We start from the raw sequence: 15,244 nt of genomic DNA on the forward strand, positions 1-15,244 counted from the left end.
TCGACGGATAGCATACCGAACTAAGCGAAGCCCCGTTAGAAAGACCTGTAGTAGGGTAATAAACTTGAGGCATATTTATAACCATCACGGGTAATCCGGGGACACGTACCAATTTCTGGCCAATCCGAGTATTATCTCAATAATTGTTAGACGTCTAACATTAAAGTTCTCTCTAATCCCGACAAAGACTGTCGGAATAAGAGCTCCTATGTAGCTATCTAGTTCTAAAAATGTGTGACGTCACACATTAAATAGGCAATTAAGGGGGGTATATACAGGGATGTGAGGGTGGTATTATAGGGGGGTGTGGGGGAGGGAGGGGGGTAGTTACCCACACCTCCCCTAGTAGTGACCTACACCTCCATCGGTAGTGGCCTACACCTCCACTGGTAGTGACCTACACCTCCATCGGCAGTGACCTACACCTCCACTGATTATTGCCTACCCCTCTATTGGTTATTACCTACACATCTACCGGTTATTACCTATACATCTACCTGCCAATAGGGTCAAATGTGCGACGTCGCACATTTGTTAGACGTCTAACAATTAAAGCCCCTTAGGAATGTGTGACGTCACACAATTGTTGGACGTCCAACGTTTTATAATACACCTTATTTTAACCTAACTATCGTAATTAAATGGGTTGTGGTATGAAGTTTGAGACCAAGGCCATACATTCAGGCGATAAGTCGGATAGCGCGTGCGGCGTATGCCTTTACCGATGTCAGCGGGAATGTTAGCACTACTTTTAACCAATACGTGATAGGATATGTGGTGTAGGCAATGGGTTTAATACTGGGTATATTGCCCTATGTCGCGATAGAGGTCTTTGAGGACTTTGATGGATTCGATCGTTCCCAGTATCATATAATATCCGGCTACCAGGAAGATGATGGTCAGGGTGATTTTCAGCCACTTTTTGTAATTCGGGTTGAGCCAGATTAGGGGGATGATAAACGGCCCGACGCACAGGAACCCGATTATCAGGGTGGTGGTCTTGAAATACCACTTGGGCTTATTGAGGAACTCATTGCAGTAGCGGCACTTGACCGCGTCGGACTGTATTTCCTCAGCGCAGAATGGGCATTTTTTCATATCAGGGTAGTTGATAAGTTTATAGGTTTATAAGTTGATAAGTAATAATAGCGCACTTACTATCTTATCATCTTATTTACTTATTATCTGTCTTACTCTCCTTGGTTTCTTTTATCTCCGCTTCTGGCACGCCGAGTTGTTTCAGGGCTTGTTCGGCATCATAACGTACTTGTTCGTCTTTATCTTTGAGTAGTTCTTTTATCTGAGGAATAGAATCTTTGTCGTCTAAATTAACAAGTGCCTTGATAGCTGTAGCACGGATAAGCCAAAATTCGTCATTCAGCTGTTTTCTTATTTTAGGTATTGATTCTTTGTCGCCCAACTTACCAAGAGCTTCTGCAGCAATACTGTATACAGCTGAATCATCTAAAAGATTCCGTATTTCAGGGATAGATTCTTTATCTCCCATATTCATTAAACCGTTAAGTGTTGCCATGCGTACAACAATGTCTTTATCCCTAAGTAATTTTCTTAATTCGGGTAACGATTTCTTGTCTTTTAAGTCATAAAAAAGAACGCCTGATGCCGACAGGCGCACCATTCTGTTCTTATCATTGAGTAATTCCCTGACTTCAGCGATAGATTTTTGTCCAGTTGCAACCTCATTTTTAAGGCGGGCGCAAAGCTTCACCATCCCGTCAAACCTGTCTCTAGTATGTTGAATTTGGTACATAATCCCGGTGGCGGTAAGCAGGGCGCAGGCGATGCCGATTACGATTAATATTGTCTTGGACATATAATGCCTTTTACCACAGAGGCACTGAGGCACACATTCGCTTCGCTCAGTGTAAACTCCGAATTCTTAGTGTCTTGGTGCCTTTGTGGCTACGAATTCTTCTTCGTTGGCTTCGTGGTCAAGTTGCCCTCGGCATCCTTGGTCAGGAGCTCAATCTTCTTTTCCATCCCGGACAGTATCTCATAGCATTTCTTGAGCGCCTTGATGCCGGTTTCGTACTTCTCCAGTGATTTCTCCAGGTCCACCTCGCCTTCCTCTAATTCGGCCACCACCTGCTCCACCTCGGCTAAGTAATCCTCGAATCTTTCTTTCTTCATAATAAATACAATTGCGTACACGGATTTAGCGGATTTAACCGATTAAGCCGATTAAATTTCCGTTCAATCTGTCTTATCCGCTTAATCTGCTTACTCAATTAACCGTGGATTTGATTTCTCCATCGGCCAGTTTGGTTAGTATATCATCTCCTGCTTTTATTTGTTTGACGGATTTCAGTATTTGTTTGTTCCCAGTATATGTAATAGAATAGCCCCTGGCAAGTATATTCAGCGGAGAAAGGGCATTGAGCCGGGCGACCTTTTCGGCCAGCGCCAGCCCGGATTTTTCCATGTTCTGTTTAATGTATCCGGACAGCCGGGTGGTCAGTTCGTCCATGCGCTGGTAATATTCCCGGATGCGGTTTATGGGCGCCTGCCAGCCAAAGCTCTTACGCAGCGCGTCCAGCTTGCCTTGGGCCATCTCGGTCTGGTGTTGTAATGAGATAACCAGTTTCTGGCGCAGATGTGCCAGCGTGTCGGTCAGTTCCTCTTTTATCGGCAGGACAATCTCAGCCGCGGCTGATGGCGTGGGCGCGCGCCGGTCAGCCACCAAATCCGCAATGGTGTAGTCAATCTCGTGGCCGACCGCGGAGATGATGGGTATCTGGGAATGGCTGATGGCCCGGGCGACAATCTCTTCATTAAATGCCCAGAGGTCTTCGATACTGCCGCCGCCTCTGCCGACAATCAGGACATCGGGCGGAAAGGGCAGTTGCGAGAAATCATCTATGGCTTGGGCAATTTCCTCCTTGGCGCCGGCGCCCTGGACCTTGACCGGATAGACGATGATATGCACGGTCGGGAACCGGCGGTCGATGATATTGAGGATATCCTGCAGTGCCGCGCCGGACAAGGATGTCACGATTCCGATGGTGCCGGGCAGGAATGGCAAAGGCTTTTTGCGTGAGGCGTCAAACAGGCCTTCGGACTCCAGCTTGCGTTTGAGCTGCTCGAATGCCACCTGCAGGGCTCCAATGCCCTTGGGCTCGGCCGCGTCCACGATTATCTGGTAGTCGCCGGATTTCTTGTAGACGCTGACCTTGCCCAGGATGATGGTTTCCATTCCGTTTTCTATTTGGAACTTCAGGACCCGGCGGGTGGAGTCAAAGAGCACGCAGCGAATCTGGCTGGATTCATCTTTAAGCGAGAAGTAGAGATGTCCGGAGACCGGCTGGCGCAGGTTCGAGACCTCGCCGGTGACCCAGACCGAGCCAATGGCGTTTTCCAGCATGGTCTTGATACGCTCGGTCAGTTCCGAGACCGAGAGCGGTTTCTTGGGGATTAACGACGGCGTGGGAGTCTCGGCCTTGTTGGAGAATAAGGATAGGTTTTTGTTGTCCAGTTTCATTAATTATTCCTGTCCGTCGGACAGGTCGCTGGTTGGTGCGAGTTTTTCGCAGACCCTTTTTATCCTGAGTGCCTTACCGGTCTTGGAATCCACGGTCACGATAATAGCGCTCAGCCGGATATCGTTCTTGGCCACGTCAAATGCCGCTGGCATGCCGGTGATAAAGGCCGATAGCACCCGGTCGGTCTGCCGGCCGATGACCGAGTCATAAGGACCGCACATGCCGACGTCGGTGATGTAACCCGTGCCTCTGGGCAGGATGGTTTCATCAGCCGTCTGGATATGGGTATGCGAGCCGAACAGGCAACTGACCTGGCCATCCAGATGCCAGCCCATGGCGATTTTTTCCGATGTCGCCTCGCAATGCAGGTCGACAATGATTAGCTTGGTTTGCTGGCCGACATTGGACAGGATATTATTAATGGCGTGGAAAGGGCAGTCGGAATTGGGCTGCATAAATACCCGGCCCTGAAGATTGACGACCGCTATTTTGATGTCCGGATTAATCTTGAGCGGGAAGACTCCGTATCCGTTGCCGGGCGATTCCGGCGGGTAATTGGCCGGCCTGAGCAGGGCAGTGGTGTTCTTTATGTATTCCACCACGTCCTTTTGTTTCCAGATATGGTCGCCCGAGGTCAGGACATTCAGCCCGTAGGAGAACAGTTCGTCGGCGATTTTGGCGGTGATGCCCGATCCGCCGGCCGCGTTTTCGGCATTGGCAACGCAGAAATGGAGCTTTTCTTTCTCCCGCAACTGCGGCACCAGCTCGCGGACGGCCATCCGGCCCGGACGGCCGACAATGTCACCGATGATTAGGATGTTCAGTTCCATAATTATCTGGCGTATTCCACGGCTCTGGTTTCCCGGATGACCGTGACCTTGATTTCGCCCGGGTATTTAAGTTCCTTTTCGATATCCTGGGCGATATTCCGGCTGAGAATGGTGGCCTGGCTGTCATCGACCTTAGAGGCGCTGACAAAGACCCTGATTTCACGGCCGGCCTGGATAGCGTAAGAGGTTTCCACGCCCTGATAGGCGTTGGCAATGTCTTCCAGCTGTTTGATTCGCTGGAGGTATTTTTCCACGCTGTCGCGCCGGGCGCCGGGCCTCGATGCGGATATGGCGTCAGCCGCGGCAATCAGGACCGTGTAAGGCGAATCCGGGTGGACCATCTCGTGGTGTTTTTCTATGGCGTCAATCACCTCCGGCCGCTCGTCGCAGCGCCGGGCTAAATCGGCCCCTAATGCCGGATGGGTGCCTTCTTCCACTTGGTCAATGGATTTGCCGATGTCGTGCAACAGGCCGGCCCGCTTGGCCAGCGTGGCGTCGAGTTTCAGCTCCGCAGCCATGGCCGAGGCCAGATGCGCCACCTCAACCGAGTGCTGCAGGACGTTCTGGCCGTAGCTGGTTCGGAATTTCAGCCGGCCGATCAGGGCTACAATCTTTGGATTGATATTGGGGATATTCATTTCATAGCAGGTGGCTTTACCGGCCTGGTTGATGGCTTCGTTGACCTCTTTCTTGGCGATTTCCACAACCTCTTCAATCCGCCCGGGCTGGATGCGCCCGTCGCTGACCAGTTTTTCCAGCGCCTTGCGGGCTACCTCGCGCCGGACCGGGTCGAAACTGGAGATAACCACCACGCCGGGCGTGTCGTCGACAATCAGTTCCACGCCCGAGGCCTTTTCAAAAGCCCGGATGTTCCGGCCTTCACGGCCGATAATCCGGCCTTTCATATCATCGTTGACAATGTCCACCGTCGAGACGGATGATTGCCCGCTCTGGTCGGCCGCGTATTTCTGGATGGCCATGGTGATGAGCCGCCGGGCTTCGCCTTCGGCCATCTCCTTGGCGCGTTCCTGTGATTTCTTGACCAGGTCGGCTTCTTCTTTCTGCAGGTCGGTTTCCATCTTGCTCAGGAGCAGCTTGGTGGCCTCTTCCTTGCTCAGCCCGGAAATCTGGTGCAGGGTCTGCTTCTCGTTGTCAATGATAGTTTGCAGTTCTTTGTTCTTGGTGTCAATCAGCCGGTTTTTATCCTCGATGGATTTTTCGATTCCTTCTATCTGGCGTTCCCGGCGCTGGAGCGTATCGGCCTTGCGGTCAATGGCGTCCTCGCGTTTGAGAAGCCGGCGTTCGAATTCCTTTAGTTCCCGCTTGGTTTCCTGGGTGTCGCGGTTGGCTTGTTCCTTAAGGCGGTAGGTTTCCTCTTTAGCCGCGAAAGACGCTTCTTTTCTTACCCGTTCGGCCTCGAGCTGTGCCTGGTTGATGATATCGGCTGCTTTCTGTTTGCCTTTTCGTTGCTGGAGGAACAGGAACAGATAGACCGCCACAGCACCGAGGATAAAAGCCGCCACGATCAAAATGATATATATCTGGCTGGACATATGGCTTTCCTCTCTTAGTTACTGTTAGTGGCGGGTCGCCGCAGGCGGCACGACACGTTACAGTAAGTTAGATGGCCTCGAACCCATTCGGGGCCATTGTTAAAATTCGGTTATCGGTTATATAGGAATAAGCAGAATGATTACGGACGGATAGGGGAGTCCAGGACGGGATGAATCAAAACACTAACAACCAGAATGGTCCGGAACAGGCAAAATATCAGGCCAAAAGCCCAGCGGCCTTTGGATATTACAGTCAACAGGCCAGATTCGTGTCCGGGGATGGTTCCGCCGGGGGATTTTTCCGTTGACGATAAGTATTAGCGTTAGGAAATACAATATTATGTTCATGCTATAATTTTGCCGTCTGATTCCGGTTATTAAGTTGATATTCGATTCATTTTCCCATATCGGTCAGTTCAATGATTCTGTTTACTCCTTTATATGATTATTTCTAATCTAAACGTTATTGGTCTTCTTCCGTTAGTAAGTCTATTTTTTCGATTATGATGGTTTCAGCTACGCCTGATTTATTGGCGACTTTTTTGCCTTTTACGCCCACGTATTGACCGTAGTAGTCGTCCAGATTGGTTGAGGAGCTCGGGCTCTTGAGGAAGAACAGGGTCTTGCCGCCCATGGTTAGTTTGTGCGCGGCCGGCCGGCCGATATACTTGCCTTCTGATTCCATCCAGCCCCTGGCATCATAAGGTTCCGGGGCTTCTTTCATCCGGTATAATTCCGCCATTCTCTCCTGGTATTTTTTCTCTATCGTTATTTTATCAGTGGTGGCCTTGTTTATCGCATCGGTATATTCAATGAGGATTTGCTGTTTGGGCTCAATTTGTCCAACGCGTTCGCGGCTCTTTTTCATTAATTCATTATCGGATGTGGTGTTTATGACCTCTTTATAGAGACGAAGCACTTCGGTATAGTTCTGCTGCAGAGGCGGTTTTTGAAGCTCCGCATCGTATAGTTTTTCCGCTTGGTTGAATATTGCGGTAAGCGACTGCTTGTTTTTTTCTTCCTGGATGGTCTTATTCTTGAGATCATCGTAAATCTTGCGATTACCCCAATAACGGGTATATTTCTTGTTTACCCAGCCGGTCAGGTTTTCGGTCGGGGCGATTTGATACCATTCACCTTTCTCGGATTTAACTTTAATTGTTTGCCCCTCGGTGATATGGCCGATGATGTTTTCGCCTGATTCCGGCCGGCTGCGGACATTGATGCGGCCGACCTTAACCACGCCCAGCGATTTTTCCTTGTTGGTAATCTCCACGTATTTTTTGGTTATCCAGCACTTGGTGTCATCCGGGAGTTGCACTTCCAGCCAGCCGCTTTTGTCGTTGACCACGACCAGTTTTTCGCCTTTGGTCAGCGATTGGACCACCGGGTAATTGATGCCGTTGCCGGCGCGCAGATTGAGTTTTGGGACGGTTACTTCCACCACCTCTTCGGGTCCTGACGCCTTGGCGTTTTCAGTCGCTTCAGGGGCTGCTTTCGGCTCGGCTACTTTTGGTTCCGCTGACTTTACCTGGGAGAACAAGCTCCCGATACTCAAAACAGCCAGGGCAATCGCCCAGCCACTAATAGCCCATATCTTTTTTTCTACCATTTTATACCTCCTCCCCTAATTATATTATTTTAGGGTGTCTTTTTATATATCGGTTTATTGCCGTATTTTGTTTAGCAGATTATCACATATCGCCAACCGGGTCAAGAAAAATGCAAAAATTCGTGCAAATTGGCAGATAACCACTAAAGTCACTCAACGCCCTGGCCGATAGATAGGGTATGAAAGCAGTAGACCTCTTGCTCACGGCCGCCACCTTCATCGCCTTTGTGCTGGCTGTGTATCTGTTTTCCAGCGATCCGGTTTTAAGCGGCTCGGTTAACTGGGCTGAAGACCGCGCGCCGGAAGGTAAGGCGTCAGCAAAGCCGGCCGACATTAAACAGAATACCGGGGCAGTGTCAAGCCTGCCGGTCCCGATTAGCGCGCCGGCTCAGGGATTGGCGATTAATTATCCGCCGGCCACGCAGTGGAAGTATATCGTGATTCATAATAGCGGCACCAGGCAGGGGAATGCGAAAATGTTTGATACTTACCATCGTAATGAAAAGGGTATGAAAGACGGGCTGGCCTATCATTTTGTCATCGGCAACGGCAAGAAGTCAAAGGATGGCGGGATTGAGGTTGGCAAGCGTTGGGACCGGCAGATAGCCGGGGCTCACTGTTATGATAGCCGGATGAATTGTGAATCTGTCGGCATCTGTTTGGTGGGTGATTTTAATGAATCAAAGCCGACTGCCCGCCAGATGGAATCGCTGCTCAAGCTTATTGCCGACCTGCAGACCCAATACCGCATTCCCAAGGCGAATATCCTGCTTCATAAGGAAGTGGACAAAAGGCAGACCGATTGTCCGGGCAGGAAATTCCCCGCCAATAAGATTCGCTGATGCTGATTAACTATAGATGCTGCTAACTCTTCTTGGAAAGCGTTGTTGGCTTGGCAGCCGTATTGATGTCAACCTTATTCTCCCGCGCCAGCCAGCCCAGTGCCTGTTGGAATAAATCCTTGGAGATATTTTTCAGATCTTTCTGGACTTTTTCCAGTGGCGTGTTGCCGTGTTTGTCCAGGTAGCGCCAGACCTCCCCGGCGGCCTTGCCGATTTCGTGCTGGTACATAGTCTTACCTCCTGGTCTTAATGTAGATAAATAACACATTTTGTCAAGGACAATCTGTGATTTATGATAAATTACTCCTCAAACTGGCTGATCATATGGTGCTGCCAGGTGGGAATGGTGCTGTCAGATCCGGCGTATTCCTGCCACTCCTTGTAGGAAATAAACGGCTTGGTCTTTTCTATCGGATGAATATCGGTTCTGAGCACGCCCTCTATCTTATTGACCTTTTCGGTCAGGTATTTTTGCAGGGTCTGCTCGCTGTCAGCCAGCAGAGAATACTGCAGGGTTTCATCATAGAGGTGGAAGGTAAAGGCATAATAAACCTTTTTCAAGCCCTCAGGCAGATTGGGGTCCGCCAGTTTGCCGTAAACCTCCGATAAATATTTAGGTTTGACCTTGGCCGTGATGGTAAATCGTTTCATATTGGTGGTGTCCGCCGGCAGAGGGAAGAATCTCGGTTTGTAGAGATGAATCAGCCAAATAGCCGAGACCGATTCTATTTTATTTAAATAGTTAGAAATTAACTCGTTGATGACGGTGGAATCCTTGGCGTGGACGAATAAACTTGCCTCATTATGTCCCTTGCGTTTGGAGAGATAAAGAAGCCGTCCGCGGTTCTGCAGGACCTTTTGCAAATCATCTTTCCGGGTGGTAATCTCATTCCAAAGATTCCTGCCCGCATCATCCGTGAGCATGCGGATAATTACTATCATCTTATTCGTCTCCTTTTCCCTGGTATGATTATAAATGATGGCAGCAACCTTGTCAATATATTCTGGCTATATTGATGTCGGCAAAGTGCGTGGGAGCGCCTATGTGGCGCCAGGCAGGCGTTGCATCATATTGGACCTACGGCAGTTGCTTACTGTTCATATCCCCAACTGATTATCTTGGGTGTGGTATAATAATAGAATGTGATATCGTCGAATATTATTGTATCGTTTGCTGGCTGATTAATCCTTGTATTTGGTTTGAATAAGAGCTCGTATCTTATTCGGTTTTTACTCAGGGTTAATGGTCCGTTCTCAGCCGGCGCGGCGCCGCCTCCGTCAGTCGGGATGGCCAATGTCCGGTTGTTTAATAAATCAGTGGTTTCGTTTTTCAGTCCGACTTCAACCTTCCCGTCAGGCATAGAGCCATTATCGATTTTGGTTTTTGTATCATACACGGTCCAGTGGACCATAAAGATATTAATCTGGTTCGGATTTTCTGCGCCAATGTTTTCGGTTTTGCCAAGGTCAATCTCACGCGAGATGAATTTGGCGTCGTCGCCGGTGTAATATCTGCCTAAGCTCCAGAGACCGTCAATATTGGGCGGTGGAGGTGGCGGCGGTGGCGGCGGAGGAGGCGGTGGCGGTGGAGGCGGCGGAGGTGGTGGAGGAGGCGGCGGAGGTGGAGGAGGCGGCGGTGGAGGAGGCGGTGGCGGTGGTGGCGGCGGCGGAGGCGGTGGAGGAGGAGGTGGCCAATCACCATCTCTTTTCCTGCGCGGACAACCTGCCCAGATCACCTTTTCTTTGTTGATATAGGTTGTTTTGGTATTGTTTAAACTACAGAGTTTGACATTTTCGTCAACGATAAAGGTGTTGTTGTCAACTGATTGCCTGTCAGGAAAGGAAGGCGCAGAACCATTTGAACCTCCAGATGGAGGCGGAATCATCCTTTCGTCTGATTTTTCACTATTACCTGAATCACCTTCCTGACTAACTGGTATTAACTCAAAAACCAGAACCTCGTCAATAGTTGCGTCAGGGGCTCCGTTCAATCGCAGGGCGCTCATAACCTCGCCTAATCTTAAATAATTGTCGATACTGTTGTATTTGCCGGTCAGAGCATTCTGCTGGTCCTGGAAGGTGCCTCTTTTCCACGCCTGACCATTGATATAGAGCACGTCATTAGCCTCTTGCTTGGTTGTCGGCGGTATTACCGCTGGTGGTTTGGATTCATCCGGTGGTGTGGTCTCGCCAGTCGGTTCAGGCGGTTTAATGGTCGGTTCAGGCTGTTTTGTCCACTCGGGAATAACAGGTGGTACTTTGTTATGCACCAAGACACCATTAGCAAAGTAGTTATGAGTGTCACTCACTTCCAGGTTATAAACCAGGGGGGATTCCGGTATAAATTCAATCCTGACAATTTCCATCAATCCACATTCAGTAAACAGGGCATGATTTACTTTCAATTCATCTGCTCTTTTACAGATATCAGAAGCGATATATACGGGATGGTTACCTGTAATCTCTAACTGCGTTCCGTTTTTCAAGGAGATGCGATAATATCCTGATTTATTTTCGTGTTCGAACACCTCGGCAACTTTAACTAATTTAGTTTGAGATGTCTTTTCATCAAGACCGAATACTTCATATCCTACTTTAATATCCTCGATATTCACTAAAACATTGTTCCTGGTTAATATCTTAGTTCCGGCAAGCAGGCAGCCACCCATACCCGGACAAGACGCTAAATCAACATCTTCCTTCTGATAACTGCCGCCATCCGCAAACACACATAATTTATTGCCGGAAAAGGCATATTTGAGTTGTTTGGTGTCATCTATCATCGCCATGACTTCCTGGACCCTTCTGACCCAGGTAATATTAATCCATTTGCCGGCCCGGAAGCTGGTGTTGCTCCAATCAGGAGGATTACTGATACCGCTGCAATTCGGATGATTGATATGATTAAGGCAGGGGGTTCCGGCGCCCTTAAACCCGATGGTATTGGATGTCCCGTATCCGCCGGCCAGGAAACTATTGTGATTCCATCCGTCTCCATCGTCCCGGTAAGACATTATATCGGCGCGGGGTATGCGGGCGATACTGTATATCCCAAACGGGATTCCGTACCTGCCGTATGTCTCATTACGAGCGGTTGTGTTCATCCAGGAGAAATAGGTCCTGATTTTGCCTGTTTCCTCCGGATAGAAGTGCGGTTTTACCCACATAGAAACCACGATTAGTTGGTCGTTGAAATCTCCCGGCCTTAGAAAGTAGGCCGGAATTGCCTTGCTGTCCGAATATACGCCGTCCGGGTAAAGGCGTCCGGATAATTCATCTGAGGGAGGGATTAATCTGCCTGCGCCGGGAACAGGTTCGGTGCGGAACTGCTTTATTTCCTGCCCGGTATTGGCATCCAATCCGTTTGTGAAACTGGCCCGGAACCTGAGCGTGCCGCCGTTGATTGTCGGATTGGGTTGTTCGGTCGTGGCTAGGGCAATATAGCCGTCATAATCAGCGTTTGCGCCGGCGTCCTTATTATTCATTTCAGGCAGGACCTGAAGAGTTAAATCATTATGGGTCGGCTTGTTTGGATTGGTGTTTTCCGCAATGATATTATTTTTAATCGGTTTATCCTTGAGGTCGGCCAGGAATTGCGCTTCCGTGGTCTCGCGGTAGATATCAAATAATTTGACCACGCTCTTGATTTCCGCCTGCGCCAGCACCTTGTTGGCATTGTTTAATATCCGGCCTAATGAGGTTATTTCATAATAGCCGGTCGGGTAGAAGGTGAATTCGGTAGTGTAGTAAGTTAAATCTGTTTTGTCCGACCTGAGCAACCGGTTGTAATCGGGATTGAAATCGTTCAGGTTGGTATTGGGGTTAAAATTAGCTTTAAGGATGTCGGCTTCTGTTTTGGTCAGGTTGATGCTGGCAGTCAACGAATCGCAGAAATCGTGGAATTGTTCCCAGTTCCTGAACGGCCCGGCGGTTTTTATCCGGTTGGCAATCTGTTCCGTGATCTTTACGGCGGTCTCGCGAGAGAACGCGGTGGTTTCTTTTAATTTAAAGGTGGCGCCGGAAAACTGCGGAAATTGGTGCAAGGCATAATTTTGGCTGGTGCGGCCCGCGGCGTTTGCCCATTCACTGTCGGTGACATAGTTATCAGCGGGAGAATTGTCGCTGTCAAGCGCCGCCAGATAAAAGCCCTTAAGGTCCCTGATGAGCGCGATGAGAAGTTGTTTCGGGGCGGTATTGATATTGACCGGCGCCCGGCCGACTATCTTGTCATTCTTCTTGGGGAATTTCACCGGTTCGGCAATGCGCATTTCGCTCCAGGATTCAATGTCGCTGTTTAGGGTGGGCGGTTTTCCGTTTCTGCCCAGACGTCCGGTTAGCGGAGTCGGGCTGACTACCGTGGTATCGCACCAGGCGTAAAAGGTAATATAGGGCGCTAATCTCCGGGCGTCAGTATCGCTCAGTTTTATTCTTGATTTGAGGTCATCTATGGAGGTATATGGCCCGTTTTTAGTCTTTTCGTCAAATATCTTGGCGCCAGGTTCCCGGCCCAGGTCGATTTCTTCGGCCAGATTCTCCAGTATTTGTTTGAGATGCGAGTGGTCTTCCATATTGACATAGAGCCGGGCGGACAGGTCGTCTATCTTAAGCGCGAAATAGTCGCCGTCCTTATTCTTTTGAGACGGCACCCGGCCGGATACGCCGACCTTGTATGGCTTGAGGCCCTTTTTTATTTCCAGTAAATCTTTTGCATTTATATCTCCGTCATTATTTGCATCCTTCATCAATGAAGGACGCACGGCGCGACTCAGAGGGCAGTCAAAGGTCTGGAGAATGCCGTCGCCATCCTGGTCTTCTTCGGCGGTGGCCGGATTATCGCCGTCGTTTGGGTCAAGGTCTTCGCCGTAATATTTTAGCCCGTCAATCCTGGCCGGGGTGAGATACGTTTTGGCATTGGAGATGGCATAGTGAATGCCGCTCTGGGCCACTAATTTGGCCTGGACATAATCCACGTGGCTCTTTGAGGTGGCACGTTCCATCGTGGTCAGCATTGAAAATAGTATGCCCAGGATCACCAGCAGGGTCAGGATGCCCAGTATGACAATCAGGACCACCCCGGATTTGGTGCTTTTTGAGCTCATAGGTTATTTCCTTCTCTGTATATATGAATGTTTGAGAGGCATGAAAAACTGCAATCCGTTATAAAATTATTTGACAACAGGATTTAGCGGAGTAACAATTCCCTCAGTCCCCCTTAACAAAGGGGGAATAAAAGGGGGTTGTTTAATTCGGTTGTCGTTTTTCTTGACCCGGTTGGAAGTATTTGATTTACTGCGGTTATGAAATTAGGAGTTAATATAGACCACGTTGCCACGGTCAGGCAGGCCCGTAAGACCTTTGAGCCGGACCCGGTCCGGGCCGCGGTTCTGGCTGAACTGGCCGGGGCGGATAGTATTGTCGTTCACCTGCGCGAAGACCGCCGGCATATCCAGGAACGCGACGTGCGTATCCTTAAGGATACGGTCAGCACCAAACTCAACCTGGAGATGGGCCTGGCTGATGAGATAATCAAGATTGCTATTGCCATCAAACCGTATCAGGTCACTCTGGTGCCGGAGCGCCGGGAGGAATTGACCACCGAAGGCGGATTGGATATCGTCAAGGAGCGCAAACGGATTGAGGAAGCCGTTAAACTATTCAAGAAGAGCGGCATTATCGTCTCGGTCTTTATTGACCCGGACCGGGAGCAGCTCCAGGCCGCCAAATTAGTCGGCGCCAATATGGTGGAACTGCATACCGGACTGTACGCCAATGCCCAGGGTATTGAGGCCCAGCGGATTGCCCTGCATAAATTAGCCGAGTCAGCCGTGACGGCCCGCAATACCCGCCTGGCTGTGTCTGCCGGACACGGACTGAATTACACCAATGTCCACGAGATTACCCATATTATGGAGATAGAAGAACTCAATATCGGACACAGCATCATCGCCCGGGCTGTTCTGGTCGGTATGGAACGGGCCGTCAGGGAAATGAAAGAGGCTATTGGGAAAAGATGAGAGATAATAGATGAAAGTGGAAAGATGTCAATTCAGCGGTTGCATTACCGCAATAGTTACGCCATTTAACAAGGGGCGTGTGGACTACAAGAAACTACTGGATTTGATTGACTTCCAGATTAGTAATGGTGTCACCGGTATCGTTCTCTGCGGCACGACCGGCGAGGGCCCGACCGTTATCGACGACGAGAAGAAACGGATTTTTAAGGCCGCGGTAAAACATAACCACGGCAGGGTCCAGATGATTGCCGGCACCGGAACCAATGACACGGTCACAACTATAAAGCGAACACAAATGGCCCAGAAGTGCGGGATGGATGCGGCGCTGATTGTCACGCCTTACTATAATAAACCCACCCAGCAGGGGATGTTCCTGCATTTCACTGCCGTGGCGAAGAAAACCAAGCTCCCGATAATCCTTTATAACGTCCCGGGCCGGACCGGGGTTTCTATGGCGCCTGAGACAGTGGCACGCCTGTCTAAGGTGAAAAATATCGTAGCCATAAAGGAAGCCAGCGGCAATCTCAAAAATATAGCCCGGATTAAGAATCTGTGTGGCATCACCATTCTCTCAGGCGATGACGGGCTGACATATCCCATCCTTTGCCTGGGCGGCAAGGGCGTGATTTCGGTTGCTTCTAACATCGTCCCGGCTGATGTGGTTCGGATGATAGACCTATTCAATGATAAGAATTTTAAAGAAGCCAAGAACCTGCATCTCAAACTCCAGCCGTTATTCAACGCGCTGTTCGTAGAATCAAATCCTATCCCGGTCAAGACCGCGATGAAGATGCTCGGTATGATTAACGATGAGATGCGTCTTCCACTCTGCGGAATGGCCAAGCCCAATGCCGATAAGTTAAAGACGGCGTTAAAGAATTACGGAATATAAT

General features: G+C 49.6%; 14 protein-coding genes. 4 read left to right on the top strand and 10 right to left on the bottom strand.

What is annotated here, in order from left to right; genetic code table 11:
• Positions 1 to 792: 792 nt before the first annotated feature.
• The 6 genes from HZA49_07955 to rny all read right to left on the bottom strand — a co-directional run bounded on the left by HZA49_07955 (position 793) and on the right by rny (position 5,883).
• Positions 793 to 1,098 carry a zinc ribbon domain-containing protein gene (locus tag HZA49_07955; protein MBI5779375.1) on the bottom strand — a complete coding sequence of 102 codons (306 nt, stop codon included), beginning with the start codon at positions 1,096 to 1,098 and terminating at the stop codon, positions 793 to 795.
• Between the two features lie 76 nt (positions 1,099 to 1,174).
• Positions 1,175 to 1,834 (bottom strand): HEAT repeat domain-containing protein, encoded by a 660-nt coding sequence (locus HZA49_07960; GenBank protein ID MBI5779376.1) that lies wholly within the window; start codon positions 1,832 to 1,834, stop codon positions 1,175 to 1,177.
• A gap of 89 nt (positions 1,835 to 1,923) precedes the next feature.
• A complete protein-coding gene (gene xseB / locus HZA49_07965; GenBank protein ID MBI5779377.1) occupies positions 1,924 to 2,151 on the bottom strand; it encodes an exodeoxyribonuclease VII small subunit in 228 nt (75 codons plus the stop codon).
• A 94-nt stretch (positions 2,152 to 2,245) separates the two neighbouring features.
• Complete coding sequence (gene xseA / locus HZA49_07970) at positions 2,246 to 3,499, bottom strand: exodeoxyribonuclease VII large subunit (GenBank protein ID MBI5779378.1); 1,254 nt, start codon at positions 3,497 to 3,499, stop codon at positions 2,246 to 2,248.
• 3 nt (positions 3,500 to 3,502) lie between these two features.
• The gene (locus tag HZA49_07975) at positions 3,503 to 4,324 is read right to left on the bottom strand and encodes a TIGR00282 family metallophosphoesterase (GenBank protein ID MBI5779379.1); all 822 of its coding nucleotides are present in this window, start codon (positions 4,322 to 4,324) and stop codon (positions 3,503 to 3,505) included.
• 8 nt (positions 4,325 to 4,332) lie between these two features.
• Positions 4,333 to 5,883, bottom strand: coding sequence for a ribonuclease Y (gene rny / locus HZA49_07980; GenBank protein MBI5779380.1), 1,551 nt, complete (start codon positions 5,881 to 5,883; stop codon positions 4,333 to 4,335).
• 170 nt (positions 5,884 to 6,053) lie between these two features.
• On the opposite strand from rny, the gene HZA49_07985 reads away from it, so the two are divergent.
• A complete protein-coding gene (locus HZA49_07985) occupies positions 6,054 to 6,191 on the top strand; it encodes a hypothetical protein (GenBank protein MBI5779381.1) in 138 nt (45 codons plus the stop codon).
• Between the two features lie 155 nt (positions 6,192 to 6,346).
• On the opposite strand, the gene HZA49_07990 is transcribed toward HZA49_07985, so the two are convergent.
• Positions 6,347 to 7,495 carry an SH3 domain-containing protein gene (locus HZA49_07990; protein ID MBI5779382.1) on the bottom strand — a complete coding sequence of 383 codons (1,149 nt, stop codon included), beginning with the start codon at positions 7,493 to 7,495 and terminating at the stop codon, positions 6,347 to 6,349.
• 179 nt (positions 7,496 to 7,674) lie between these two features.
• Between HZA49_07990 and HZA49_07995 the strand changes: the two genes are divergently transcribed.
• Complete coding sequence (locus tag HZA49_07995; GenBank protein MBI5779383.1) at positions 7,675 to 8,337, top strand: N-acetylmuramoyl-L-alanine amidase; 663 nt, start codon at positions 7,675 to 7,677, stop codon at positions 8,335 to 8,337.
• A 22-nt stretch (positions 8,338 to 8,359) separates the two neighbouring features.
• Here HZA49_07995 and HZA49_08000 read toward each other — a convergent pair whose 3' ends face one another.
• From HZA49_08000 to HZA49_08010, 3 genes are all read right to left on the bottom strand, one after another.
• Positions 8,360 to 8,566, bottom strand: coding sequence for a winged helix-turn-helix domain-containing protein (locus HZA49_08000; protein MBI5779384.1), 207 nt, complete (start codon positions 8,564 to 8,566; stop codon positions 8,360 to 8,362).
• A 71-nt stretch (positions 8,567 to 8,637) separates the two neighbouring features.
• A complete protein-coding gene (locus HZA49_08005; GenBank protein MBI5779385.1) occupies positions 8,638 to 9,279 on the bottom strand; it encodes a hypothetical protein in 642 nt (213 codons plus the stop codon).
• 149 nt (positions 9,280 to 9,428) lie between these two features.
• A complete protein-coding gene (locus HZA49_08010) occupies positions 9,429 to 13,436 on the bottom strand; it encodes a hypothetical protein (GenBank protein ID MBI5779386.1) in 4,008 nt (1,335 codons plus the stop codon).
• Between the two features lie 198 nt (positions 13,437 to 13,634).
• On the opposite strand from HZA49_08010, the gene HZA49_08015 reads away from it, so the two are divergent.
• Both HZA49_08015 and HZA49_08020 read left to right on the top strand, forming a co-directional pair.
• The gene (locus HZA49_08015) at positions 13,635 to 14,351 is read left to right on the top strand and encodes a pyridoxine 5'-phosphate synthase (protein ID MBI5779387.1); all 717 of its coding nucleotides are present in this window, start codon (positions 13,635 to 13,637) and stop codon (positions 14,349 to 14,351) included.
• 10 nt (positions 14,352 to 14,361) lie between these two features.
• Positions 14,362 to 15,243, top strand: coding sequence for a 4-hydroxy-tetrahydrodipicolinate synthase (locus tag HZA49_08020; protein MBI5779388.1), 882 nt, complete (start codon positions 14,362 to 14,364; stop codon positions 15,241 to 15,243).
• Position 15,244: the final 1 nt, after the last annotated feature.

This window comes from Planctomycetota bacterium (genome assembly GCA_016235865.1).
Classification (GTDB): Bacteria; Planctomycetota; MHYJ01; order JACQXL01; family JACQXL01; genus JACRIK01.

Bases quoted from the DNA above. Each gene is read 5' to 3' on its own strand.
- HZA49_07955 (MBI5779375.1), bottom strand. From the start codon at position 1,098: ATGAAAAAATGCCCATTCTGCGCTGAGGAAATACAGTCCGACGCGGTC.
- HZA49_07960 (MBI5779376.1), bottom strand. From the start codon at position 1,834: ATGTCCAAGACAATATTAATCGTAATCGGCATCGCCTGCGCCCTGCTT.
- xseB (MBI5779377.1), bottom strand. From the start codon at position 2,151: ATGAAGAAAGAAAGATTCGAGGATTACTTAGCCGAGGTGGAGCAGGTG.
- xseA (MBI5779378.1), bottom strand. From the start codon at position 3,499: ATGAAACTGGACAACAAAAACCTATCCTTATTCTCCAACAAGGCCGAG.
- rny (MBI5779380.1), bottom strand. From the start codon at position 5,883: ATGTCCAGCCAGATATATATCATTTTGATCGTGGCGGCTTTTATCCTC.
- HZA49_07985 (MBI5779381.1), top strand. From the start codon at position 6,054: ATGAATCAAAACACTAACAACCAGAATGGTCCGGAACAGGCAAAATAT.
- HZA49_07990 (MBI5779382.1), bottom strand. From the start codon at position 7,495: ATGGTAGAAAAAAAGATATGGGCTATTAGTGGCTGGGCGATTGCCCTG.
- HZA49_07995 (MBI5779383.1), top strand. From the start codon at position 7,675: ATGAAAGCAGTAGACCTCTTGCTCACGGCCGCCACCTTCATCGCCTTT.
- HZA49_08000 (MBI5779384.1), bottom strand. From the start codon at position 8,566: ATGTACCAGCACGAAATCGGCAAGGCCGCCGGGGAGGTCTGGCGCTAC.
- HZA49_08005 (MBI5779385.1), bottom strand. From the start codon at position 9,279: ATGATAGTAATTATCCGCATGCTCACGGATGATGCGGGCAGGAATCTT.
- HZA49_08010 (MBI5779386.1), bottom strand. From the start codon at position 13,436: ATGAGCTCAAAAAGCACCAAATCCGGGGTGGTCCTGATTGTCATACTG.
- HZA49_08015 (MBI5779387.1), top strand. From the start codon at position 13,635: ATGAAATTAGGAGTTAATATAGACCACGTTGCCACGGTCAGGCAGGCC.
- HZA49_08020 (MBI5779388.1), top strand. From the start codon at position 14,362: ATGAAAGTGGAAAGATGTCAATTCAGCGGTTGCATTACCGCAATAGTT.